We start from the raw sequence: 21,568 nt of genomic DNA, 5'->3' as shown, positions 1-21,568 counted from the left end.
CGCCCTCCACTCCTAGCAGTGTCCCTCGATGAAGAGGCGATGCTGCCGTGCCCAAGACAGGGAGATCTACATGAAAAATAAACTCACCCTAAGCATCATCACAGGGCTCGTGGGCGGTATTGCCACAGGCCTCATCCTTCACGCGGTCTTGCCAACCGAAGCCGAGGACGCCGCCGTCAAAGGCTTCGACACTATCGCTCATCTGTTCCTGAACCTGGTTAAAATGGTCATCGCGCCGCTAATCTTCGCAATCATCGTCGCCGGTATCACCGGAATGACGAAAGCAACGGGCCTGGGCTCCCTTTTTGTCAAAGCAATCACGTGGTTTCTGGCCGCATCAGTCGTCGCCGGGACCTACGGCTTCATATCGGCACACTTCCTGAACGTGGGGCAGGGCCTGAATCTGGCAGGAACCGAAAGCGATGCAGCAGCGGCCCTCGCCGCAAAGCCCATCGATTTCCTTTCCTTCATCGAGCATATTGCACCAAAAAGTCTGATCGCGGCGATGGCGGACAACAACGCCCTGCAAATCTTGGTCTTCGGACTCCTTTTCGGCGCCGCACTGCTGGCACTGAAAAAGACCGGCCACAGCAAAATCTCAGACACCATCGAAGAACTCGTACCCGTCATGCTCAAACTCACCGGATACGTCATGTGGGCTGCGCCGGTCGGAATCTTCGCAGCGGTCGCCTCCGCATTCACCAATGAAGGCATCAGCGGTTTCACGACCTACGGCAGTCTCATCGGCGGCTACTACGCCGCCCTGGCCGGGCTGTGGGTCATCATGGCCGCCGTCGGCTTCCTATTCATCGGTAAATCAATCCTGCGCCTCATCGGTGTCATCCGAGAACCAATGGTCATCGCCTTCTCCACCGCCAGCAGCGAGGCTGCGTTCCCCAAACTGATCGACTCCCTCACCCGCTTCGGCATTCCCCGCCGCACCACAGGCCTTGTTCTACCAATGGGCTATTCCTTCAATCTTGACGGTTCGATGATGTACATGACGTTCGCTTCAGTCTTCCTCATCAACGCCTACGGCATCGACATGAGCATCGGCGAGCAAATCGCCATGGCCGTTCTGCTCCTGCTCAGCAGCAAGGGGATGGCAGGTGTCCCCCGCGGATCGCTAGTCATCCTCGCCGCCGTACTGCCTTCCTTTGGTATTCCCATAGCCGGTATCGCTGTGCTTTTGGTCGTCGACCAGATCCTCGACATGGGACGCACCGCCACGAACATCCTCGGCAATGCCATCGCTACTGTCGTCATCGGGCGGAATCATGCTGACCTTCCCATGGGCCCTTCAGCTAGGGAAGAAACAGACGTATCCCCTGGCGGTGAATCAGCCCTCAACCCCGCAAAGTAGCCCAAGAAGCCATGTGCAACACGACCTGAATGGCGACAGCGATTCAGCCTTCAGAGGGCCTGTCGGCCTATTCCAGAAGTCCGTCGCCGGGAGATTTTGTTCTACACACCGGAGATTCGATTGACTCTGCTGTTCGCTGTCATGCAGAGCTGGCACCCCTGCTAGCCCTGCATGACAGCGATGGTTGGACTTGGTTTTGGGATTCCAGGCCAATTCTCCTGCGGGCGCCCACTCAGGCCGAACTCAAGGGGCACTCTCCTTGTTGGGCTGGCGGGCCCGATCCGCTAGCACCGACGCCAGGGTACCGACGCATCGGCGTCTTCGTTCAGATCGATTCGCAGTGTCAGCCGATTGACATCTCCAAGCCACGAAATATCCGGGGAGAGAACAAACATTGATCCAAGAAAGGCAGGGTATGCGGCGGCGACTAAAACGTATTCGGTGGCAACTTAGGAAACGGAGAGATGGATCCTATGTACTCGAAAGGCCAATTGAAATTCCAGGGCCTCACCTGCTGCCTTACGGGGGCTGGATCGAGCTCAACTCAGGCGACAGGGTCCGTATTCAGCGGATGCAGGAAAAGGCCTCCGATGGAATCGTAGATGTTATAGCCGAGGATGCGTCCTACTTTTGGGTCTGGTTAGACGACGGAAGGGGTAGAGTGCTGGTCTCGAAAGGGGACGGGACCACGGTCTGGAAGCACTTCTTAGTGCCTATGAGCCACGTCAAGCAAACCCAACGCGTTGTCCGTCGTAGATGTCCCCGATGTCGACGAAGTCTGAGGACGCACTAGCTGCTCGGCTCCCCAGGCCAAACTTGGCAGCAGATTCACTTGCGGAGCATGCATAGGGCGACCACGACAGTGTTCCCTTGTTCGGGCCAGGAAAAATTCCGACAAGAAAGTGCGCAAAGGACCGAACTGGTTGGCCGACGGAGGAGGTCCCATCACACTTTGACCTGCGTTGGAGGGGGCCGGCAGAAAACCCCCGAACTTCGGCCGTAATCAATCATGATGGTGGCCTCGGGGGGGCGGATGCTGCTTATGACCATCTTGATCTTTCCAGCCCCTCACGCCGTTGGCGCATCCCGCAGCCGATCTATATGACGGACCTCCATCTCGGTGGCCTTCGCGAGAAAGCTCGCTACCACATCCAATTCCTGCGCTGTGAAGCTCTCCCCGATGTAAGTAAAGCTCTCTTCCAGCAAGGGTTCCAGATGCTTCCAAATTATCCCTCGCGCTCGGGGGGTGGACCGGACCAGAACTTGCCGGCCATCGCTCACGTGGCGCTCACGAGTCACATACCCCGCACGCTCCAACCGGCCCAACATCGTCGTGACGCTCCCCGTCGTCAGATTGAGACGCCGCGCGAGAGCTCGAGGGGTGATCTCAGACTCGAACTCGGTGGTCAGAATCTCCAAGCACCGTAAATCGGTCGAGTTCACGCCTAGAATCCGCGCCAACTCACGGTCAAAGTCATCAACGGCGGCCTGGTAGCCCTGGACCGCGCGACCTACTGCCTCGACCCGCGCCCGAATTTCACTTGACAATCAAATCATCTCCCTCATAGATTACTTGATAATCAAACAATTTACATGGAAGGCACTCTATGACAAAGGCGCTCATCATCGGCGGCGGAATCGCCGGTCCCACGCTTGCAGTTGCTCTGACGCGGGTCGGCTATGACGTTGAGATCTTTGAGGCTCAGCCGGCTGACGCTGTTCAGCGGGGGCATGGTTGAACTTCCAGGCCAACGGCCTCGACGCGCTCCGCGCGATCGGCCTTGGCCACCGCGTCGAGAATCTCGGTTATCCGGTCGAGACCATGAGTTTCGTTAATGGGCGTGGCAAGGACCTCGGCAAGATGCCGATGGCCTTCCAGCGACCTGACGGACTGAGTTCTCGAATGCTTCCCCGCGCCGAACTCTTCTCGTCCTTGACTCAGATGGCCCGTGACCACGGCGTAACAGTGAACCACGAGAAACGTTTATTGGACGTGACTAAGACTCCAGAGGGTGTGGTCGCTCGATTCCAGGACGGCACACAGGCGACGGGCGACATCCTGATCGGCGCGGACGGGGTCCATTCCAAAGTCCGCCAGATCATCGACCCCACCGCGCCAGCCCCGCGGTACGTTCGGGTTCTGAACACCGGCGAATATATCCCTAACCATCAGGTTCCCGCCGATCGCCACGACTTCCGCATGCAGTTCGGTACCAAGGCCTTTTTCGCGTGGATGAACACCGACGACGGAGGGACAATCTGGTTCGCCAACCCGCCTATGAAGCAGGAGCCGGCCAAAGGGGTCCTTTCCAGTATGAGCGATGCCCAGTGGCGCGCTTGGCTGCACGAACTCATGGACGGTGACACCGGCCCTGCCAAGGGCATTATCGACGCTACCCCTGGGCCGATCGACGGCTTCACGACCTACGACATGCCCGTCGTGAAAAAGTGGCACGACGGGGCCCGGATGATCATCATTGGCGACGCGGCCCACGCGACTTCACCCGCGGCCGGGCAGGGCGCCTCGATGGCTTTGGAGGACGCAGTGATCCTCGCCCAGTGCCTTCGCGACTGTCCCACGACGGCATCGGCCTTCGCCACTTTCGAATCACTTCGCCGTGACCGGGTCGAGAAGATCGTGGCTAACGGTCACCGCGCGTCGACGGACAAGGCCGCCGGGCCCATCATGCGGATCATCCGCGATGCGTTCCTCCCCATCAAGTTCCGCGCCGCGATGAAAGACGGCGGCCATGCCATGATGTGGCTCCAAGGCCACCACATCGACTTCGACAAGCGCATAACGCCGGTCGCGTAACCATGTGACTTTGGAAGTCTTATCCCAACGGAGGAACCACTCATGGCGGCCGTCGGGAGCCGACCGCACCTGTGTAAAGTCAGCCAAATCATCGCGACCCGACGGAGCCTGAGAACCAGCTCTGCCTCTGCCGGGAGTGTCACCTCTGGGTTGGCACCCATGAGGTGGAGCTCCACCACGTCCTGCAGTACCTCTAGCGCAACAAGGAGTATCAAAGTCATGCCCATCCCGGACCAGCATCAACGCTTCCTCGACGAAGTCCTCCCTCGCACCCAAAACGACTCCCGGATTGCCGGCGTGGCCGTCGCGGGCTCCATCGCCAACGGTGAACCGGACATCTTCTCCGACATCGATCTGGTAATCGCAGTCTTTGATCAGGTGTTCGACGAGGTCATGGCTGAGCGACTGGACTTGTTGGCGTCCTGGGCGCCGCTCATCGCAGGCTTCTCTGGCGAGCATGTGGGAGAACCCCGAGTGATCATTGCCCTTGCAGGGCCGCCGGTTCTGCACGTGGACTTCAAATTCGTTCGCCTTTCGGACGTGGCCGAGCGCATCGACCACCTGACCGTCCTGTGGGAACGTGGCGACGAGCTGAGCATTGTCCTCACGGAGCACTCGCCCGTTCGGCCAAAGCTGGACCTGCAGTGGATCGAAGATCGCTTCTGGGTCTGGGTGCACTACGGAGCAACCAAGATCGGACGGGGGGAGCTGTACGAGGCAATCGGATTTCTCGGATTCCTCCGCGATGCCGTATTCGGCCCTTTGATCAGCCACATCAATGCTGCTCCGTTGCAGGGAGTGCGCAAGCTCGAATCATTAGACCCGGTAAGGGCTTCCCGACTGCAGTCTACATTGAGTGGTTACTCTCAAAAGGAGACCCTGGCCGCGCTGACCGCATGCGTCGACCTTTACCGTGAATGGCGCGACGAGTCCGGTCTCCCCGTTACCAGGCGGGAGAACGCCGAATCCGCCGCCGTCAGTTACCTCCTTGAGATCGAGCAACTCTGACACCGCGATGCGGCAAATAGCAGACGATGATTCGCAAGATGGGAAGTGTGTAGTGACGGAGAGTGTGATCCGGCAGGCCGGTCTTAACGATGCGACAGCGGTCTTAACGCTGTTCGATGAAGCAGTGGCGTGGATGAACGCGCAGGGCAATACGGAGCAGTGGGGGACAGCGCGCTGGTCCGATCAGCCCGAACGGCAGACTATGGTTCAGAGCTGGTGCGGCACACCGGGCTCCTGGGTAGCCCTAACCCCGGAGGGGCTCATGGGTGGGTTCCTTGTCGTTGGTGGCCCACCGGTGTACGTGCCACCGTCCTCCCGGCCCGGCCCGGAATTGTATGTTGCGGCCCTGGTCGCATCCCGGGCGGAGAACGAACGTGGATACGGGCGAACGCTGTTGGCACACGCGGACGAACTCGCCAAACGTGCCGGCGTCCGCGAGCTCCGGGTGGATTGCTTTGCCGGTCGCGGTGGGCAACTGGTGAGATTCTATGAATCCGCCGGCTACGTCAAGGACGCCACCTTCAGCGTCAAAGACTGGCCAGGTCAGGTTCTTACTCGCACGCTACCCGACAGCCCTACCGTTCAGAACTAGCCGCGTTCAAGGACACCACTCAGGCAGACGGCGCGGGGGTACCTTCGGCGCCGTCTTGCCATACCACGGCGCAGATCCGCCACCCGGACGGAGTCCGCACGAAATGCACTCCTTTTCGTCCCCATCCCGCCGCTGAATGCCCATCGAGGTAACCCGATTTTGAGTAGAGAATCCAACGATGCGCCACATCCCCGAATATCGTCGTCTCGGCCGAGATTTGTTGCTCCGAGAACCCCTGAAGTCGACCGCTGTTCAACAACTCCTCACGCGGCTGAATAAAGCTGTCTACGTCATAGCGATGAACGATGCCGTCGGCCATCGCAACCACTATTGCCTCGGGGAGCATCAGTTCGCGAAGGCTGGTGAGATCTACCCTCCCTGCCTGAGCGGAGGTGAATGCCGAGAAGAAGGCAGCCATGATCGAGTCGAGCTCATTCAGATCCTTCTGCTGTCGGCTGAGACCCTCCAATTCAGGGGTCTGCCACTGGTCCACGCTGGTCACTCCGTCTCTGCCCATGAGGTAATTGGCGGCGTAAGCTGGACGCCGATGTGCTGGTCGGGTGCAGCGTCCTCTGCGTGCCGAAGGATGTCATCAGCGCGCCGTTGACGGTAGCCCGCTCGGGAGGGGAACCACTTGGACTTGACTTCGATGAGTACATCGAGCTCGAACCGGGCTTCCGTTGTGGCCTCGTGGAACCGCATGATCAAATCCCCGCACTGGAGGTCGCCACTGTACGGCTCCCCGGGACAATGTAAGGCCAAAGACGTAGCGTGCGCAGGGATTTCAGCCGGCGCCTCCCGCGTCGGCTGACTAAGAGACGAGGCATGGGAAACATCAATGATCGGCACGGGGGAGCCCTCCTATATCTCGAGATTCGTTTGTGCGCTAGCGAGCCAGTGAGCCGCGGCGGCGGCGATGCTGGCGGGTGGTCCTGAGATATCAAGATCCGTGCCATTCTCATCAGCATCGAGCTGTTCGATGGTGTCGAGCTGTGATTGAAGCAGCGTCACGGGCATGAAGTGTTCAGCCCGGCAGGACATTCTGGCGTGCAACACGTCTCGGCTTCCCGTGAGATGTATGAAGACAGTATCCGGTGCTTCCTGCCTGATGACTCGCGGTATGACCGTTTTAATGCGCTGCACGCGATGACGGCAGGTCCTGGTGCAGTGGCCAAACGGGAGCCGACTTCGCGGAGCCTTGGTCCCCGGTCTGCGTCGGTGAGGGCTTGGCCCGCTGCCATTTTTTCGATGTTGGCTGCCGGGTGAAGGTCATCGCCGTCCAGGAAGTCCGCACCGAGCATTTCTGCAAGCATGTGACCGACGATGCTTTTACCGCTGCCGGAAACTCCCATGGTAACGACGCGGAGTTTTTCCGCCACCGGTGACGTCCGTTCGGTCATCCCGCTGCCTGTACCCATGACGGGCCTGTCTCGCCCTTCGGCTTCCAGCCAAGTTCGAGGGAGATGGACATCGTGGTTGCCAGGAGGTCCGGAACGCTTCGTCGGAGTTCTTCCAGGGCGGTCTTCTCTCGGAAGGTTGTAATTGATATCGCACCTGCAACGCGGTCTGCGTGATCCCATACGGGTGCGGCGATGCAGTTCGAGATGATGTCGAACTCGCCGTTGTCCTCAGCCCAGCCTCGTTCGCGGACAGTTTCAAGGCGCTTCACGAATTCTGTCCTGGAGGTAATGGAATTTGGGGTCCGTTGTTCGAAGGTGGCGGTGTCCAGGATGGATTCGCGGCGTTGGTCGTCGATGAACGCGAGTATGGCTTTGCTGACTCCGGCGGTGTGGATGACTACGAATCCGCCGATTCTGGTGTTCAGGCTGATGGCTTGTTCGGGTTCGACTTTATCCACGTAGACAATGCGGTTGGCTTCCGGGACTGCGAACTGAACGGTGTGACCGAGGTGTTCGCTGAGCCGGACGATGTGGGGGTGAACGACGGAGCGGAGATCGAACTGTTCCAGTGCGGACTGTGCCAGGCCGGCCAGTCTGAAGCCGACGCCGAAATAGCCGCGTTCATCGGTCCGCACGAAGCCCGCTTCGATCATGGTCTGCAGGATTCTGGACGCTGTGGTGCGGTGGACGCCGAGGTCGGCGGCGATGTCCTTCAGGGTCCGCGGATGTTCACTGCAATATTCCAGAATCTGGATTGCGCGGGCTACCGTCTGCGACATGGTTTGCTCGATCCTGTGGTTTTGATGGTCGATTCGTGAATACCGCTCAGCAGCTGATCCGGCCTTCTCAGTTTAGACACCCGGTCAGTGAGCGGCCGTCGTGTCGGGTGGCTTTATCAGGGTGCCGGCGGCACTGGCTGCCGGCACCCTGCCTTTTTCTATTTCATGCCACTCATGGCGACTCCACGGACCAGATAGCGCTGCAGGGTGATGAAAAGCACAATGGTGGGAATCATGCTGATCATGGTTGCTGCGTTGATGAGGTTCCATTGGTTGAACTCGGAACCGGCGAAGTTCACCAGTCCGACGGTGACGGTGTACATGTTCTCGTCCTGGGCGATGAGCATGGGCCACAGGAACGTGTTCCAGGTGAACATGAACTTGATGATGACGAAAACGACAATCGCTGGTGCCACCATGGGGGTGATCACGCGGGTGAGGATCTTCAGCTCTCGCGCGCCGTCCATGCGGGCGGCCTCGACATAGCTGTAGGGGATTCCCTCCATGAACTGCCGCAGCAGATAGACCCCGAGTACCGTAAACAGGTCAGGGAACGCCATGCCGATGTAGGTGTTGTTCAGGCCAGCTCCGGAGACCATGAGGAACATGGGGATCACCAGCGCCTCCTGGGGGACCATAAACAGCGCCAGCACCAGCAGGAAGATTGGCTCCTTGAAACGGAACTGGTAGTAGGCGAAGGCATAGGCGGCCAGCAGGGCTATGGCGAGACTGGTGAGGATTCCGATGCCCGTGACCAGGAACGAGTTGGCCATGTAGCGGCCGAAGTCGTATTGAGCGAAGAGTTGCACGTAGTTGTTGAAGTTGAAGAAGTTCTCAGGAAGCCACGTCACGGGGAGCTGCAGGATCTCGTCCGGCTGCTTCAGTGAGGACAGGGCAACCCAGGCCAGCGGCACCAGCAGGGCGCAGCCACCCAGGATGAGTGCTGTCTTGATCAGTAGCGCGCCCCAGCGGAAGCGGGGACCGCGGCGGATGGCCTGCCGGGCTCTGGTCTTCTCCGGGCGGGTTGTCGTGGTAGTCATTCCGATATGTCCCTTGTGAAGAGTTTCCGGATCAGGCCGGTAACGACGAGCAGGAAAACGAACAGGAAGATGACGTAGACGGCTGCTTCTCCCCACCTGTCGGCGCGGAACGCGAGTTCGTAGATCTCCATCACGATTGAGCGGGTGGAACCAACAGGTCCTCCCTTTGTAGCCACGAACGGCAGCTCGAAAAGCTTGATCGCGTTCATGACTTCCACACTGATGACGAGCACTAGCTGGCGGTTCAACAGCGGCAAGGTGATGGACCAGAACATCCGCAGCGGGCCTGCCCCGTCGATCCGGGCGGCTTCGTAGTAGGAGCGATCGATAGCCTGCAGCCCTGCGAGCAGGATGATCACGTTGAATCCCAGCCGGGCCCACACGTACATGATTGCGAGGGAGGGTATTGCCTGGGATTCGTCGGTCAGCCAGGGCTGGGGACCGATGCCGAAGATTCCGAGGACATCGTTGGCCAAGCCGTACGCGGGGTTGAAGATCCACAGCCAGACGAAGGCGACAGCGGTCAGCGACGCCACGACCGGGGCGAAGTACAGTGCCCGGATGAAACCGGTCACTTTCGTGATGAGAAGGGTGTTAAAGCCCAGCGCGACCACGAGGGAGAGGACCACGCCGATCGGAACCGCCAGCACGGTGAAGTACATGGTGTTTCCGGCGGCATTGAGGAACCGTTCACTGCCGAGGACTTTGACGTAATTCTCAAGTCCGGTGAACTCTTTGCGGCCCACCGCCGACCAGTCAAAGAAGCTGATAAGAATGTTGTAGCCGAGGGGGATGATGAACAGCACCAGGACGAAAAACAGTGCCGGGGCGAGGAAGGTGTAGGCGCGCCGGGTGTGCAGCGAGCTGTTCAGGCCCTTTGGCCTGAGGGTAGGAGCGCTCACCGGCTACCGTCCGCGTTCCAGGAGTTCGTCGATCTGCGAAACGACCCCGTCCAGTGTCTTTTGGACGTCGGCTCCCTGAAGGCACGCCTCGATGGCGCTGCCGACGGTAATGGCAATCTGGTTTGTGTACGGTGCGTTGTATACCGGGCCGGGGCCTTCTACCATTTGCTTTCTTACTGCCTGGTAGTCGGTGCGTGCGGTGACGTAGGGGTCGGAGAAGTTTTCGGTCCATACGGGCAGGTAGCCTTCGAGCTTCGCCAATTCAAGGTCTGTCGAGGAGTTCGAAACGGTTCTCATCCATTCCCAGGCGAGGTCCTTGTTGTTTGAGCGGTCATTGACCATCCATGCCCAGTTGAACAGCAGGGATACCTTGGGGTATCCCTTGGGACCCTCGGGGTAGGGCACCACGGCGAACTTCACGTCCGGGGCGTTTTGTTTCAGCCAGCCCTCGTACCAGCCTTCCCGAAGTGTCATGGAAGACGCGCCTTGGGCGAAGGTGTCATCAGGGCTTCCGAGTTCCAGGCTGGAGACGCGGTCCTTCTTCACCAAGTCCTGCATGAACCGGATGCCGGCCACGGTCCCTTCTCCGTTGAGGTAGCCGTCGGCCGTGGTGTGGTCTTCGGCGTAGAGCCGGCCGCCGAAGGCATGGATGTAGGGCAAGGCCTTATCGGCGATACCTGTCGGGTTTCCGGAGTAACGCAGTGAGAGTCCGTTCCGGACGATCTTCTCGCCGTCTTTCTTGACGAGCTTGGCCGCGTACTGGCGAAGCTCCTCGAAGGATTTAGGCGGCGAATCGGGGTTCAGGCCCGCCGCGGCATAGTGGTCGACGTTGTAGTACAGCTGCATGCCCAGATCGGTGCTCACGGGATACCCGGCCCATTTGCCCTCGACTTTAAAGTTATCCCGGGTGACGCTGTTTAGCTTCTCGTCCCACGACTTCTGAAGGTCGTCCGGGGCCACGGCAGCCACTCCGAGCCCGCCTCCGTAATAGGAGACCTGGCCCATGAAGATGTCCGGTGCCTCCGAGGAGCTGCTGAACCCTGCCGTGTACCGGGCCTCGTACTGTCCGTACGGAATGTCGACATACTCAACTCGGACCTTCGGGTACTTCTCCTTGAAGGCCTGAACCCTGGCGTCATAGAACTTCGTCGTCTTACGCCAATTGTCCTGAGGGTTCCAAACCTTCAACGTGGCCTCGCGGTCACCTGAAGGAGCCTGCGAAGAGCACCCCGCCAACCCTGCCGCCGCCAGCGAGCCGGTGGCAAGCACCAAAAAACTACGTCTGCGCATCACGCGATCTTCCTTGATCTCTTCGTTGTCCTAAAGCACCGTGCAACATATGCACGGCCTGTGCAAGAAACATAAAGCGCCACGTCGGTACTGTCAACGAAAATTTTGAATGTTCCCCGGAGGAGTGCTTGAAGGGGAGATGCAGAGTGCCCACACTTGCACATGCTGTGCATATGTTGCACCATGGTTGCAATGGATTTGATGTGTCGCCACGGACGGGTGCGGCGATAACAATGAATTAAGCCAAAGGAGCCTTGATGAAAACGCTAGTTTCAGCCCGGCAGCGCCCTGCCCAACCCACTTTCGGAGAGCTCGGCGACCGGACCCTGACCAAGGTGCGCCGCCGGATCATCCCGGTGATCTGCCTCCTGTATTTCATCGCATTTCTGGACCGGAACAATGTCGGTTTCGCGAAACTGACGATGAGCGAAGACATCGGCCTGACCGCCACCGCCTACGGCCTTGGCGCCGGCATCTTCTTCATCGGGTATGCCCTGTTCGAGATCCCCAGCAATGGGGGCATGTACAGATTCGGGGCCAGGAAATGGATCGCCCGGATCCTGGTCAGCTGGGGCATCTGCGCCACTGCCATGGCACTGGTTAATGGCGAAACCACCTTTTACATCATCAGATTCCTTCTCGGGGCCGCCGAAGCCGGCTTCTTTCCCGCCGTCGTCTTCTACCTCACGCTGTGGTTCCCCGCTGCACAGCGGGTTACCGTCCTCGGACTGTTCATCCTGGCGCAGCCTGTGTCCAACGCCATCGGCGCCCCCCTCTCGGGTTTGCTCCTAAACCTGGACGGGACGCTGGGCCTGCACGGATGGCAGTGGCTGTACATCATTGAAGGCATCCCCGCCATCGTCTTGGGATTCATGGCCCCACGGCTGCTGACCGACCGCCCAGAAGAGGCCCACTGGCTCAAAACAGACGAACGAAACTGGTTGAGCACAACCATGGCCAACGAACTGGCGGAGAAACAACGCAGCGGCCCGCACAGCTTCTTGGACGGGCTGAAAGACCGCCGCGCCCTCGTGTACGCGTTCCTGAACTTCGGAATGGTTTGCGGTATCTACGGCTTTGGTTTGTGGCTCCCCACCGTGATCGCCGGACTGGGCAAGCTCGATCCCACACAAGTGGGCTTCATCGCCGTCATTCCCTACGCGGCCGCAGCGTTCTTCGTCTTCTACTGGAGCCGCCGCTCAGACAGGACCGGCAAACGTGCAGCCCACGCCAGCATCAGCATGCTCATCGCAGCATTCGGGCTGGCCGGAGCCGCGTTCCTCCTCCCGGTCAACCCTGTCGCAGCACTGGTATTCCTCACGATCGCCGCCATGGGCGTCTTTTCCTCAACCGCCCCGCTCCTGTCCATGCCATCGGCCGCCTTGGGCGGCGCGGCCGCGGCGGCGGGCCTGGCGCTGGTCAACTCCATCGGAAACGTCGGAGGATTCATCGCCCCCTACGCCGTCGGGCTGCTCAACGACGGCACCCACAGCAACCTTGCCGGCCTGCTCTTCCTGGCAGGGTGCCTGGTCATCACCGCCATTGCCACGTTCCTCTATGCACGGAACCGGCCCGAAGGCACAGCCACTCCCAGCGCTGTTGCAGCAGCCGAACTAGCCAATACCAAATAGTCGCAGCCGGAGAACCGGCTGGCATGAAAGGAACAACTCATCGTGTTTGAACAGTCACTGCGTGGAAAGACCGCTCTGGTTACAGGCGGAGGCACCGGCATCGGCCAAGGCATCGCCCTGGCCCTCGCCAAAGCCGGAGCCAGAATCGCCATCACCTACAACAGCCACAAACCCGATCAGGATTTCGCCGATGAAGTGGAACGCCACACGGGACACCCCCTGACGTCCCTGCAGCTGGACGCGACCATCGAAACGGAAGTCCAGAGGACCGTCGAGGTCCTCGGTCGTGACTTTGGACGGCTGGACATTCTGGTAAACAATGTCGGCGGGCTCATCCAGCGTTCTGCCATCGGTGATATGGATTTCAAACTCTGGAAGCAGGTCCTGGCCGTCAATTTGGACAGCACCTTCCTGATGACCCATTTCGCCCTGCCACTGATCAACGGCGGCGGCCGGGTTATCAACGTCGCCTCGTTGGCCGGGCGTAACGGCGGACACGCCGGGGCGACAGCGTACGCCACGTCCAAAGCGGCGATCTTTGGCTTCACCCGCGGGCTGTCAAAGGAACTGGCATCATCCGGAATCACCGTCAATGCCCTGGCCCCTGGCTTCATCGAAGCGACACCCTTCCACGACACCTTCACCACCTCCGAGTCCAAAGCCGCCACGGTCGAGGCAATCCCGCTCGGAAGGGCCGGAGTTCCCGAAGACGTCGCAGGCGCGGCACTATGGCTTGCTTCCGAACACGCACGCTTCGTCACGGGCACCGTTGTGGACATCAACGGCGGGCAGTACTTCGCATGATCACCGGACATCTGACGCATCCACTCATCATCTCCGCGTTGGCCGCCGCCGGCCACGGTGCCACAGTCCTCATCACCGACGGACACTACTCGGCAGCGACCGCAGTCGGCCCAAACGCACAAACCGTATACCTGAACCTAGAGGCAGACTTTCCAACAGTGCCCCAGGTCCTGGCAACCGTCCTGCGCACCGTCCGAGTAGAAAAGCTAACTCGGATAACGCCCGCCGCGGACGCAACGCCATGCCTCGTTCACACAGAAATCGATGACCTAATGCCCGACGGCACCGAAACAGCGTTCGTTGACCGATTCGAATTCTATGACCTCGCCAGGTCGCAGAATCTTGCCTTGTGCGTCGTGACGGGCGATTCACGGCGGTTCGCGAACGCACTACTGACCGTGGGTGTACTCCAAAAGGGCTAAACGCTGAGTGCACGCCTGACGCAAATGACCAGGAATGGTTTCTCCGTTCGGGCAGGCACCAACATTTCCAGGCTCCCGGCCGCACAGTCACGAGCGGCCGGGTGACCTTGCCGGCAACAGGTACGGGCTAGTGTGCGCGCCATGGGTGTTTCCTCTCTGCCAGGAACATCCTCACCGCTGCCTGATGTCGATGTTGAGGCGACGTAAGTGCGAGATTCCTCGGCGTTCAAACGGCGTGCCAGGTCGGTCAACTTCAGGACTTCAAGGCCCAGTCGCGATCGGTCTGGGTTCGGGCCCGGAAGCTCGATCAACACGCCATCCAGGGTTGATCATCATTGAGGTCAGGTGTACCTAGTCAGTCCGTCGGACACAGAGCATGCTGTAGTTGTCCACATATTCCTCGCTGGGTGGTTAAAGAAACAAGGAACACATCATGGATAGCGAGAGACTGGTGTTGAAGGCGGCGAGAGAGCTGTTCAATCCGTGATCCGGGCGCGGTGGACCGATGGGTCAGTCCGGAATATCGACAGTACAGTTCATCTCGTCGAGCACTGGGACCGACATTCCCGATTCGTTGCCCCACGGCAACGGCCTTTTCTAAGGGGACCGGAGATGAGCCCATCTACCTACGCCGGTGCACATTCCTACTCCCGGTGGACAACTGTGGTGTCCGGAACACCTTCTCCGCTGACGGAACATCGCTGCATTACGAAACCCTTGAGAGGCCATCCGCTGGCGCCGAGGAAACCCTACGCTCCACGCCGCAGATGTCGCTCCCGGCATCCACATCATCGGCGGGTTTGAGGCGTCAGGCATGACCGTCTGTCACGCCGTGAATCCCAAAAACAACACCGTCCATGCCTTCCTACCAGACAGGCGCGGACCAGGTCGGCGAACTCCACTCCGCGACACTTGAGCAGGTGTAAATAGGGGCCGACAGGTGAAAAAATGGACGCCACAGCGCAGTTCGCCGACGCGGGCGACACTGCTGATGAGCACTCCCACGACGTCAGCGACGGCCATGCCGACTCCAACTTCACCGCCACACCATCACTGAGCTCCGCGCCCACAATGTCTTCGCCAAAACCCATCAGCTCCCTCATCGCCCAGCGTGCTTGCTAAACCGAGAGTTTATTTAGTCACCGAACAGGGAGGCCGCGGATCTCTTGGAAGTCGTCGTCAAGCTCGTTGTAGCGAGCGGACCATACCTCGGCGTTCTCCTACCAGTATGCGACGCACTTGTAGTGATCCGGGGGCAGCTTGAGCTCGTGACGAAGGTGTCCCCGTATGGCCCGGCTGAGCCGGCCCTCAGTGGCGACCCACACATAAGTGTGGCCGTCGACGTCGAGGCTTCGCAGCACTTCCTGGAGCTGGCTGGGTTTGTGTCCGTTTCCAGTTCCGCACAGCCAGAAGTATTCGATGCCTGCTACGTCGGCGAACAGCTGGTGGTCGGCACTGCGCACTTCCAGCACCAGGACGGTCGGCACCTGTTCGGCGATACGTAGGGCAGCGGGCAAGCCTGGTTCGTCGGCGAGCAGGATCTGGCGCGTCACAGCGTGGGGCCGCTCGTACAGGTTGCGGGGTGGGTTGATGCCCACTACCTGGCCGGGGCGTGCTTGCAACGTCCAAATGGCGGCGATGCCGCCTTCGTGAACCACGAAGTCGATCGTGATCTCGCCTGGCGCGTGCTGGCGGATCGTGTACGTCCGCATGGCCATTTCGCGGTCTCGCCAGGGACCCGGGGGGCAGCGAAAGGACCTCTAGAGGGTCGCCGCAACAACTATTGACAGACTGTGGAGGACAGGTTCTTCGCCGCGGATAAAACGCGCCTCCGAGCTCTAACCTCACAATTCCTAGAACTTGGGCAAGATGAGACCCTAGCCCCGGTTGCGCGGTACGGAATCGGCCGGTTTCGAGCGATTGAGAATTCCTACAACCACGAGACAATAGAGGCATGACAAGCGGCGACTTCGATCTGACGATGGACGAGCTGCGAGCCATCGTGCGGTTCGCTTCCGATTGCGCGCAGAGCTTGCTCCCCGAGTTCGAGGCCAACGCCCCAGAGGACTCACGGCCACGCGACGCACTCAACGCGGCGCGCATGTTTGCCGACGGCGCTGGTCGGACGAATCTTCAGCGAACAGCCGCCTTCGCATCACACCGAGCTGCCAAGAGTGTTTCCGCCGAGACTGCGCAGCTCGCGGCACTTGCCTGCGGCGATGCCGCGGCGGCTGCCTACCTTCACCCGATCGCGAAGGCAACGCAGGTAGGACACATACTCCGCGCCGCCGCGTGCGCTGCGCGAGTAGCCGAGCTGAAACCGGGCATCACAGGTAGCGACAGCATCGGCGTTCTCGCCGGGCGAGCCATCTCCCCTCTGCCCGAGGTTCTTCGTCGATATCCGGCCGCACCACACGGAAACTCGCGACTCTCACAGCTCATGAGCGCACTCGACTCGGCGATCCGGGACCGAAACTGATCCTCCCGAAATCTGGTCTCGACACGCACAGGGTTGGCGGCACGGATCACCACACATTACCGCGCGCGTCCCGGAATCGGCCGATTTGGAACAACGTCCATACCTTCGGAAACCTTGTCAGCGTAACGCCGATAACCGAGGTTCGGTAAGCCTGCTCAGACTAGGTCAAGCGTGTCTTAGGGCATGTCGAGACGGGTTTTGTAGGCGGTGTTTTTGTTGGTGTTCCAGCCGGCGATGATTCCGGCTCCGAGCATTTGGTCGGTAAGTCGTGCGAAGCGGTAGCCGGGGTCGGTTTCGAGGGCTAGTTGCATGTATTGGTGTGCTTTGGATCCTCGGCCTTCCCACCAGTTGATGTAGCCGATCGTGGTGAGGATGGGTGCTGCGTGTTGGGGGCTGGTTCTGGTATAGGCGTGGAGGAGGATTTGCTGTGCCCATTCGACACGGGACCATTTCGGGGCCGTGTGGGTTTGGGCGAAGAGGATGTGTTGGGGTGGTTCGTCGATGCCGGGGATGTCGGCCATGAGCCTGTCGCGGATATGGGGTAACTGGAAGTTTGCGATGAGGGTTGCGCAGTCTTCGTCGGAGGGGAAATCGTTGCTGTCAAGCATGGCTGTCCAGAGCTCGCTGGCTTGTAGCGCTGCCTGGTGCGGGGCCTGGGCGCGAATCGTGTTCATGCGGTTTTCGACGGCGGTGGCGTGGTCTGCTTCTTGGGTCGGCGGTGGAAGGATGATCCGGTTGGTGGGTTCGATGGTGCTGCCGCGGTAGATGAACTCGGCGTTGACGCGGCTGTATTCAGTGGTGCTGATGGGCAGGCTGATGTCTTGTCCGGGCTCGCTGTCGTAGGGGGAGTAGGTTTCGTCGCTGACGAAAATTCCGTCGCGGATGGTGATGCCGTTTTCTGCGAGGACCCCCGTGAGCGCTGCGATGGTGGCAGCGTGAGGCTTGGGCTGGCCTGGTTGGCAGTGCCGGGAGGTGTAGACGGCGAAGACGATGCTTGTCGCGTTGGTGTCGCTGGTGAGGTAGCTGCTGACGGTCCGGGCGTAAGGGAGTTCTGTCCCTGGGTACCGGGGGAGGTCGATGCGGAGGGTGGCTCCGACCTTGCCCTTGTCGAGGGTGATGCAGACCAGGCTTTCCTCGGGCCAGAACCCGAGCGTGTGCCCTATGAAGCTGAGCAGGTCTGCCGGGTCTTTGATGGTGAGCGCATTCATGGTCCTGTTCCTTTGCCCTTGTCTGTTGTGTCTTTGGTCGTTGGCGTTGTGCGTCGTTCCGATAGGTGACCTCTTCGCTGGGTCGGGCTGGAGTGCAGCCAGGCGACCGTGGTAGGGCCGGAAAGTTCGGGAGGAGATAAGCGACGTAGGAGCGCGGAGTGAAGTTTCCGGATGGGCGCCGGCGCGGTAGGGGTTTGGTTGTGCCAAGTGCCTGGCCAGCGATGATCGGGATATCAGAATGACAAACAACGTTGTTGCTTCTGGCTATTCATGGGCAGGCCGATGTGCAGCGCCATGACGGGAGCTGCCTATTCTTCGGCATGTGCCATCGCTTGGTGGGATCCTCGCTCCAGATGGGCCGGGGGGACTGCTCTCAGCCTCGACATAAGCGCCGAGATCGGCATGCTGCGTGTCGGCCGTAGGATCGGTGCAGCCTCGGGCATCGCCTACTTTCCCGCTGCCCTGAAAGCAGTTCCTCTGTGCCGAAGCGCCTAGCGTTTCACTTGACGGATCCGGAAGCCCACGACTCAAACCTCGACGGCGGTTTTCGGATGCGGTCAGCAGGGGCGATGTTGAGAAGTGACCCTGCATTGCCTCGAAAAGCTAAAGATTTCCTAGACAGCTGCACATACCGGGAAGTGTCGTCGATGGATCCCGGAAGCTCGGGATTCGCTTTGTCTCATAAACATGCCTCACCGTGAAACGTCTTAGCTGCGCTAAGTCGGGGGTATTTTCGAGGCAGAATGAGGCGCATGAGATAACTGGGGGACAGGAGGGTCAGCACGGGTCCCAGAACGTACGGCTGCAGTTGGACTCGCTCACCGATGCGGGAGTGCAGCGGCCGGATGTCTTCTTTGATGTGACCTCCGGCAGCAAGAACGCAGGGAAACGGCCGGGTTGAAGAAACTCATTGAGTACGCCCAGGCTGGGGACACCGTGGTGGTGTGGCGGGTCGATCGTTTGGGTGTTCCTTGGTGGATGTTGAACACGGTGAATTTGCTGCGCGGTAGGGGAGTGGAACTCCGCTCGATCTTTGATGGGATCGACCAGGCAACCACTCTGACGCCGGTTCTTCAGCAGATCGCGCTTAGTCTGCGCCGTAGGCGGGACGCTCACGCCTCCCCTCGAGGTGACGACTGTAGGTGCCGAAATCGTTGTTCGCCGCCCTCGCGACCAGACCTCACTGGTCGTTCTTCCGAACACCCATGCCACCTAAGTCCTTGCCCTTCTCGCTGGCCCCAAGGAAACCAGAACCGGCGGCGGACAAGTGTGGCGAGCCGTTCCTGCACCCAGCAGACGCACGCTCTGGAACCTCCTCAACGAATACCGGCGACGGGAATGGGGAGACAGGCAAAAGCCGCTCAGAAGCAACGTATGCGGCTGGTCAAACACTCCAACGATGAGCTGCGGAGACGGGCAGGAATCAGGTGGCCAAGGTGAGTGTCGCCCCTGCGCGGGTGGGTCCAAGCCCCGCTGCGTTAGGGACCCGTGGTTCGGTCCTTCGTTCACGCAACGCGGACACTGGCCTGATCCGTCGGCCATGGGCGGGACCATACGCCGCTGTGCCGGCTGTGGAGGGCGGCCCTTGTCGTTAGGACGATTCCGGAAAGCAGAAGTGTCCATCCCCAGGGACCGAGCTGCGCGAGTTCGTCCGGGACGCCTGTAAGGATGATGCCAGCAAGGATGGGAGGAAGACCCCACGAATCGATTTGCGCGGACTGGTTCTCCACGGTCTTCAGTTGCCGTTGAATTTTGGTGATCTGGCCCGACACGCTGGTCTCCAAGGCGTCGATGCGTAAGGCAAGTCGGGTGTCAGCTGAATCCAGGGTTGTCACGGCGTTTTGGAGGTCCGTGAACAACCGCCTGATCTGATCGTGTAGCCAGTTCAGCTTGTCCTCCGTTGATGCATCGTCGGTCCAGGTCCGGTGTACGGTGGCGGTCAGGTTGCCGCTGCCGCTCAGAGGCGCAACTCCGGACGGCTTCATGATGATGTCAGGGGGTTTGCTCTTGAATAGGCTGATGACCGATCGAAGGGCTGTGGCTACTGCCCGGACGGGCCAAGAGCATGCGATTCGGAGAATGATGCCTTGGGTTCCGCGGGGAGCCACAATGACGGCTCCCGCAACCGCCATTGAAACACCGAACCATTTGTTGCTGCTTGATAGGAGCAAATGGTTGTTCCAGAAGTGCTCCAGGAGCCATTGACCAGCCATTGGCTCAGTGTCCCAAAGGAGAAGGACTCTAGCCAGAGCACAGAGCACAGAGCACAGGGCCCCGACCCCCTTTCTGCAATCATTTGCTACCAAGGGCTGAGTATGGACAGCCATCAAGCTCGCGCTACAAGGGGCAGGACTGGCGTGAAATCGGGGCCGTGTTCGGCATGGGCTGAGTGGAGGCCATAAAAGCATTTCCGGAAGCCAGAAGATGGTCGTGGCCGAACAACAGGAGGGCACCGAGTCAGTTGCTACTGAATCGGTGCCCTCCTGTCAAGATCGGCGAAACCTCTACTGCTCCACCTTGGATTTGCTAAGAAGGTCATCGTTGATCCATTTACGGATTAGAACGATGTCGAGGGCAATACTGGCGACCACTACGACGAAGAACAGCCAAAGCGGCATGCTCCAGAAGATGACTGCCAGGATCAGCAGGACGATGATGACGGCAGAGATGTATCCGTACAGTCGACGTCCGTTTGTTGCTTGGCGGGCCTCCGCGGACTCGCGAAGATAGTTCAGCAATTTAGATCTCCAATTTATTGGCAGTAGCCGCCAGTGTAACGGAATGCCATTACACCGATTGGAGCAGGAGCCAGCATCACGCACTCACCCCGCGCATTCGCAATGGCGGCTTGGGCCGCAATCTGGACTGCCGAGATGGAGCAGGCCGCGAGACCGATCGGAAGGCCCGCTGCGATTTTTCCGCAGACTGCGAGGACGCCACCGGTGACTCTGGCAACGCTGGTTTCAGATTTGTTGAAGCGTACAACAGGGAAAGGACCGTTCCAGCCGAACTGCGGATCAGCAACGATCGGGTAAGTAGATACCGGCAACCGTCGCCAGCAGTCATCACCCTGATCGAGACCGTCCCGCACCAAAGGTACAAGATCCGTACTCCTGCATGATTGTTCACGCTCATCGCGCAGCTTTCGTTCGTCAATATCGCGAAGGAGAGCGCTACGGGAGTGGGAAAGGATTGACCTTACTGATTGCCCGAAGGCGGAGCACCCCTCACCGCTTTGATGCCAGCCCTTCAACCATTGCAACTAACCCGAACTCGAAATCTAGGTCTTGATCGACACGTTCAGATCCGTTGTCGAGCACTGTTTGTTCTTCCAGCACGAAACCGACCGTGTAGCGACTGATAGCCATAAGAGCTCGGACCGCAGAATCCTCAGCAAATCCTTCGGACACAAGAAACTCGATCTGCCGTTCAGGGGCATCCGAGCCCGCGGGCATCTGGTCGCTCTTTTGCCGGTGAAATTCTGCGTGCAGCCGTGCCCCGTCCCGGACTGCCAGAAGCGCCGTCCGGAAGCTCCGCGCGTTGCGCAGGAGGAAGGCATCCCAGCGCTCCCCCGATTCTGGGAGTGACGCGTGATGCTCGCGATTAAGCACATCAGCTGCGAGCGTTCCGAGCAGGTCGGCCTTTGTCCGAAAATGCCAGTAGAGCGCTGGCTGCTGCACCTGCAGGTGAGCAGCCAGCGCCCGTGTGGTGAAACCGTCGATCCCCGTGTTGTTGAGCACATGCCTCGCCCCACGCAAGACTGCTGCACGATCGAGTCGCGCCTGTTTCGGGGCCATGCTTGCACTTTATCATCGATAAATTTATCGTTGATAAA

Annotated in this window: 25 protein-coding genes; 11 read left to right on the top strand and 14 right to left on the bottom strand. The window is 59.8% G+C overall.

Translation table 11 applies throughout. The annotated features are described in order from the left end of the window. Positions 1 to 70 precede the first annotated feature (70 nt). Positions 71 to 1,363, top strand: coding sequence for a dicarboxylate/amino acid:cation symporter (locus ACZ881_RS12325; protein ID WP_476115801.1), 1,293 nt, complete (start codon positions 71 to 73; stop codon positions 1,361 to 1,363). Positions 1,364 to 2,431: 1,068 nt separating this feature from the next. Here ACZ881_RS12325 and ACZ881_RS12320 read toward each other — a convergent pair. Further along, positions 2,432 to 2,806 carry a MarR family transcriptional regulator gene (locus tag ACZ881_RS12320; protein ID WP_476115993.1) on the bottom strand — a complete coding sequence of 125 codons (375 nt, stop codon included), beginning with the start codon at positions 2,804 to 2,806 and terminating at the stop codon, positions 2,432 to 2,434. A 164-nt stretch (positions 2,807 to 2,970) separates the two neighbouring features. Between ACZ881_RS12320 and ACZ881_RS12315 the strand changes: the two genes are divergently transcribed. The 4 genes from ACZ881_RS12315 to ACZ881_RS12300 all read left to right on the top strand — a co-directional run bounded on the left by ACZ881_RS12315 (position 2,971) and on the right by ACZ881_RS12300 (position 5,778). Further along, a complete protein-coding gene (locus tag ACZ881_RS12315) occupies positions 2,971 to 3,102 on the top strand; it encodes an NAD(P)-binding protein (protein WP_476115799.1) in 132 nt (43 codons plus the stop codon). Next, the gene (locus ACZ881_RS12310; RefSeq protein ID WP_476115797.1) at positions 3,099 to 4,178 is read left to right on the top strand and encodes an FAD-dependent oxidoreductase; all 1,080 of its coding nucleotides are present in this window, start codon (positions 3,099 to 3,101) and stop codon (positions 4,176 to 4,178) included. The genes ACZ881_RS12315 and ACZ881_RS12310 overlap by 4 nt, the downstream gene beginning before the upstream one ends. A gap of 219 nt (positions 4,179 to 4,397) precedes the next feature. Further along, complete coding sequence (locus ACZ881_RS12305; protein ID WP_476115796.1) at positions 4,398 to 5,186, top strand: nucleotidyltransferase domain-containing protein; 789 nt, start codon at positions 4,398 to 4,400, stop codon at positions 5,184 to 5,186. 52 nt (positions 5,187 to 5,238) lie between these two features. Further along, positions 5,239 to 5,778, top strand: coding sequence for an N-acetyltransferase family protein (locus ACZ881_RS12300; protein WP_476115793.1), 540 nt, complete (start codon positions 5,239 to 5,241; stop codon positions 5,776 to 5,778). Between the two features lie 19 nt (positions 5,779 to 5,797). Here ACZ881_RS12300 and ACZ881_RS12295 read toward each other — a convergent pair whose 3' ends face one another. From ACZ881_RS12295 to ACZ881_RS12260, 8 genes are all read right to left on the bottom strand, one after another. After that, on the bottom strand, positions 5,798 to 6,295 hold the full coding sequence (locus ACZ881_RS12295) for a hypothetical protein (RefSeq protein ID WP_476115791.1): 498 nt from the start codon (positions 6,293 to 6,295) through the stop codon (positions 5,798 to 5,800). Further along, positions 6,277 to 6,480, bottom strand: a complete 204-nt coding sequence (locus tag ACZ881_RS12290) for a hypothetical protein (protein WP_476115788.1) — start codon at positions 6,478 to 6,480, stop codon at positions 6,277 to 6,279. Before ACZ881_RS12290 ends, ACZ881_RS12295 begins: the two co-directional genes overlap by 19 nt. A 159-nt stretch (positions 6,481 to 6,639) precedes the next feature. Then, positions 6,640 to 6,789, bottom strand: coding sequence for a hypothetical protein (locus ACZ881_RS12285; RefSeq protein ID WP_476115785.1), 150 nt, complete (start codon positions 6,787 to 6,789; stop codon positions 6,640 to 6,642). Next, positions 6,786 to 7,178 carry a gluconokinase gene (locus tag ACZ881_RS12280; protein WP_476115782.1) on the bottom strand — a complete coding sequence of 131 codons (393 nt, stop codon included), beginning with the start codon at positions 7,176 to 7,178 and terminating at the stop codon, positions 6,786 to 6,788. The genes ACZ881_RS12285 and ACZ881_RS12280 overlap by 4 nt, the downstream gene beginning before the upstream one ends. Further along, positions 7,175 to 7,957, bottom strand: coding sequence for an IclR family transcriptional regulator (locus tag ACZ881_RS12275; RefSeq protein ID WP_476115780.1), 783 nt, complete (start codon positions 7,955 to 7,957; stop codon positions 7,175 to 7,177). Before ACZ881_RS12275 ends, ACZ881_RS12280 begins: the two co-directional genes overlap by 4 nt. Positions 7,958 to 8,115: 158 nt before the next feature. Further along, positions 8,116 to 8,997 carry a carbohydrate ABC transporter permease gene (locus tag ACZ881_RS12270; RefSeq protein ID WP_476115777.1) on the bottom strand — a complete coding sequence of 294 codons (882 nt, stop codon included), beginning with the start codon at positions 8,995 to 8,997 and terminating at the stop codon, positions 8,116 to 8,118. Continuing rightward, positions 8,994 to 9,899, bottom strand: coding sequence for a carbohydrate ABC transporter permease (locus ACZ881_RS12265; protein ID WP_476115774.1), 906 nt, complete (start codon positions 9,897 to 9,899; stop codon positions 8,994 to 8,996). Before ACZ881_RS12265 ends, ACZ881_RS12270 begins: the two co-directional genes overlap by 4 nt. Before the next feature lie 3 nt (positions 9,900 to 9,902). After that, positions 9,903 to 11,189 carry an ABC transporter substrate-binding protein gene (locus ACZ881_RS12260; RefSeq protein WP_476115771.1) on the bottom strand — a complete coding sequence of 429 codons (1,287 nt, stop codon included), beginning with the start codon at positions 11,187 to 11,189 and terminating at the stop codon, positions 9,903 to 9,905. 257 nt (positions 11,190 to 11,446) lie between these two features. Between ACZ881_RS12260 and ACZ881_RS12255 the strand changes: the two genes are divergently transcribed. The 4 genes from ACZ881_RS12255 (at position 11,447) to ACZ881_RS12240 (ending at position 15,168) form a co-directional block, all read left to right on the top strand. Continuing rightward, complete coding sequence (locus ACZ881_RS12255; RefSeq protein WP_476115769.1) at positions 11,447 to 12,820, top strand: MFS transporter; 1,374 nt, start codon at positions 11,447 to 11,449, stop codon at positions 12,818 to 12,820. A 42-nt stretch (positions 12,821 to 12,862) separates the two neighbouring features. After that, entirely contained in the window at positions 12,863 to 13,624 is a 762-nt protein-coding gene (locus tag ACZ881_RS12250) for an SDR family NAD(P)-dependent oxidoreductase (protein WP_476115766.1), read from the top strand. After that, positions 13,621 to 14,046: an RbsD/FucU domain-containing protein gene (locus ACZ881_RS12245; RefSeq protein WP_476115764.1), complete on the top strand. Its 426-nt coding sequence runs from the start codon at positions 13,621 to 13,623 to the stop codon at positions 14,044 to 14,046. The genes ACZ881_RS12250 and ACZ881_RS12245 overlap by 4 nt, the downstream gene beginning before the upstream one ends. Before the next feature lie 948 nt (positions 14,047 to 14,994). After that, positions 14,995 to 15,168 carry a hypothetical protein gene (locus tag ACZ881_RS12240; RefSeq protein ID WP_476115762.1) on the top strand — a complete coding sequence of 58 codons (174 nt, stop codon included), beginning with the start codon at positions 14,995 to 14,997 and terminating at the stop codon, positions 15,166 to 15,168. A 98-nt stretch (positions 15,169 to 15,266) separates the two neighbouring features. Here the strand turns inward: ACZ881_RS12240 and ACZ881_RS12235 are convergent, their stop codons facing one another. After that, a complete protein-coding gene (locus ACZ881_RS12235) occupies positions 15,267 to 15,764 on the bottom strand; it encodes a siderophore-interacting protein (RefSeq protein WP_476115759.1) in 498 nt (165 codons plus the stop codon). A 236-nt stretch (positions 15,765 to 16,000) separates the two neighbouring features. Between ACZ881_RS12235 and ACZ881_RS12230 the strand changes: the two genes are divergently transcribed. Next, on the top strand, positions 16,001 to 16,525 hold the full coding sequence (locus ACZ881_RS12230; protein ID WP_476115756.1) for a putative immunity protein: 525 nt from the start codon (positions 16,001 to 16,003) through the stop codon (positions 16,523 to 16,525). A gap of 176 nt (positions 16,526 to 16,701) precedes the next feature. On the opposite strand, the gene ACZ881_RS12225 is transcribed toward ACZ881_RS12230, so the two are convergent. Further along, positions 16,702 to 17,733: a DUF4192 domain-containing protein gene (locus tag ACZ881_RS12225; protein WP_476115753.1), complete on the bottom strand. Its 1,032-nt coding sequence runs from the start codon at positions 17,731 to 17,733 to the stop codon at positions 16,702 to 16,704. Between the two features lie 936 nt (positions 17,734 to 18,669). On the opposite strand from ACZ881_RS12225, the gene ACZ881_RS12220 reads away from it, so the two are divergent. After that, on the top strand, positions 18,670 to 19,173 hold the full coding sequence (locus ACZ881_RS12220; protein ID WP_476115991.1) for a hypothetical protein: 504 nt from the start codon (positions 18,670 to 18,672) through the stop codon (positions 19,171 to 19,173). Between the two features lie 65 nt (positions 19,174 to 19,238). Here ACZ881_RS12220 and ACZ881_RS12215 read toward each other — a convergent pair whose 3' ends face one another. The 3 genes from ACZ881_RS12215 to ACZ881_RS12205 all read right to left on the bottom strand — a co-directional run bounded on the left by ACZ881_RS12215 (position 19,239) and on the right by ACZ881_RS12205 (position 21,530). Continuing rightward, entirely contained in the window at positions 19,239 to 19,946 is a 708-nt protein-coding gene (locus ACZ881_RS12215) for a hypothetical protein (protein WP_476115751.1), read from the bottom strand. A gap of 291 nt (positions 19,947 to 20,237) precedes the next feature. Continuing rightward, positions 20,238 to 20,471, bottom strand: coding sequence for a hypothetical protein (locus tag ACZ881_RS12210; protein ID WP_476115748.1), 234 nt, complete (start codon positions 20,469 to 20,471; stop codon positions 20,238 to 20,240). A gap of 489 nt (positions 20,472 to 20,960) precedes the next feature. Next, entirely contained in the window at positions 20,961 to 21,530 is a 570-nt protein-coding gene (locus ACZ881_RS12205; RefSeq protein ID WP_476115746.1) for a TetR/AcrR family transcriptional regulator C-terminal domain-containing protein, read from the bottom strand. Positions 21,531 to 21,568 lie beyond the last annotated feature (38 nt).

This window comes from Paenarthrobacter sp. TE3676, from assembly GCF_056279165.1.
The sequence above is the reverse complement of the archived record's forward strand: the minus strand, read 5'-3'. Positions and strand labels throughout refer to the sequence as shown.

Coding starts and splice junctions, on each gene's coding strand:
- ACZ881_RS12325 (WP_476115801.1), top strand. CDS start 71: ATGAAAAATAAACTCACCCTAAGCATCATCACAGGGCTCGTGGGCGGT.
- ACZ881_RS12315 (WP_476115799.1), top strand. CDS start 2,971: ATGACAAAGGCGCTCATCATCGGCGGCGGAATCGCCGGTCCCACGCTT.
- ACZ881_RS12305 (WP_476115796.1), top strand. CDS start 4,398: ATGCCCATCCCGGACCAGCATCAACGCTTCCTCGACGAAGTCCTCCCT.
- ACZ881_RS12295 (WP_476115791.1), bottom strand. CDS start 6,295: ATGGGCAGAGACGGAGTGACCAGCGTGGACCAGTGGCAGACCCCTGAA.
- ACZ881_RS12290 (WP_476115788.1), bottom strand. CDS start 6,480: ATGCGGTTCCACGAGGCCACAACGGAAGCCCGGTTCGAGCTCGATGTA.
- ACZ881_RS12280 (WP_476115782.1), bottom strand. CDS start 7,178: ATGACCGAACGGACGTCACCGGTGGCGGAAAAACTCCGCGTCGTTACC.
- ACZ881_RS12275 (WP_476115780.1), bottom strand. CDS start 7,957: ATGTCGCAGACGGTAGCCCGCGCAATCCAGATTCTGGAATATTGCAGT.
- ACZ881_RS12270 (WP_476115777.1), bottom strand. CDS start 8,997: ATGACTACCACGACAACCCGCCCGGAGAAGACCAGAGCCCGGCAGGCC.
- ACZ881_RS12260 (WP_476115771.1), bottom strand. CDS start 11,189: ATGCGCAGACGTAGTTTTTTGGTGCTTGCCACCGGCTCGCTGGCGGCG.
- ACZ881_RS12255 (WP_476115769.1), top strand. CDS start 11,447: ATGAAAACGCTAGTTTCAGCCCGGCAGCGCCCTGCCCAACCCACTTTC.
- ACZ881_RS12245 (WP_476115764.1), top strand. CDS start 13,621: ATGATCACCGGACATCTGACGCATCCACTCATCATCTCCGCGTTGGCC.
- ACZ881_RS12240 (WP_476115762.1), top strand. CDS start 14,995: ATGGACGCCACAGCGCAGTTCGCCGACGCGGGCGACACTGCTGATGAG.
- ACZ881_RS12235 (WP_476115759.1), bottom strand. CDS start 15,764: ATGGCCATGCGGACGTACACGATCCGCCAGCACGCGCCAGGCGAGATC.
- ACZ881_RS12230 (WP_476115756.1), top strand. CDS start 16,001: ATGACAAGCGGCGACTTCGATCTGACGATGGACGAGCTGCGAGCCATC.
- ACZ881_RS12225 (WP_476115753.1), bottom strand. CDS start 17,733: ATGAATGCGCTCACCATCAAAGACCCGGCAGACCTGCTCAGCTTCATA.
- ACZ881_RS12215 (WP_476115751.1), bottom strand. CDS start 19,946: ATGGCTGGTCAATGGCTCCTGGAGCACTTCTGGAACAACCATTTGCTC.
- ACZ881_RS12205 (WP_476115746.1), bottom strand. CDS start 21,530: ATGGCCCCGAAACAGGCGCGACTCGATCGTGCAGCAGTCTTGCGTGGG.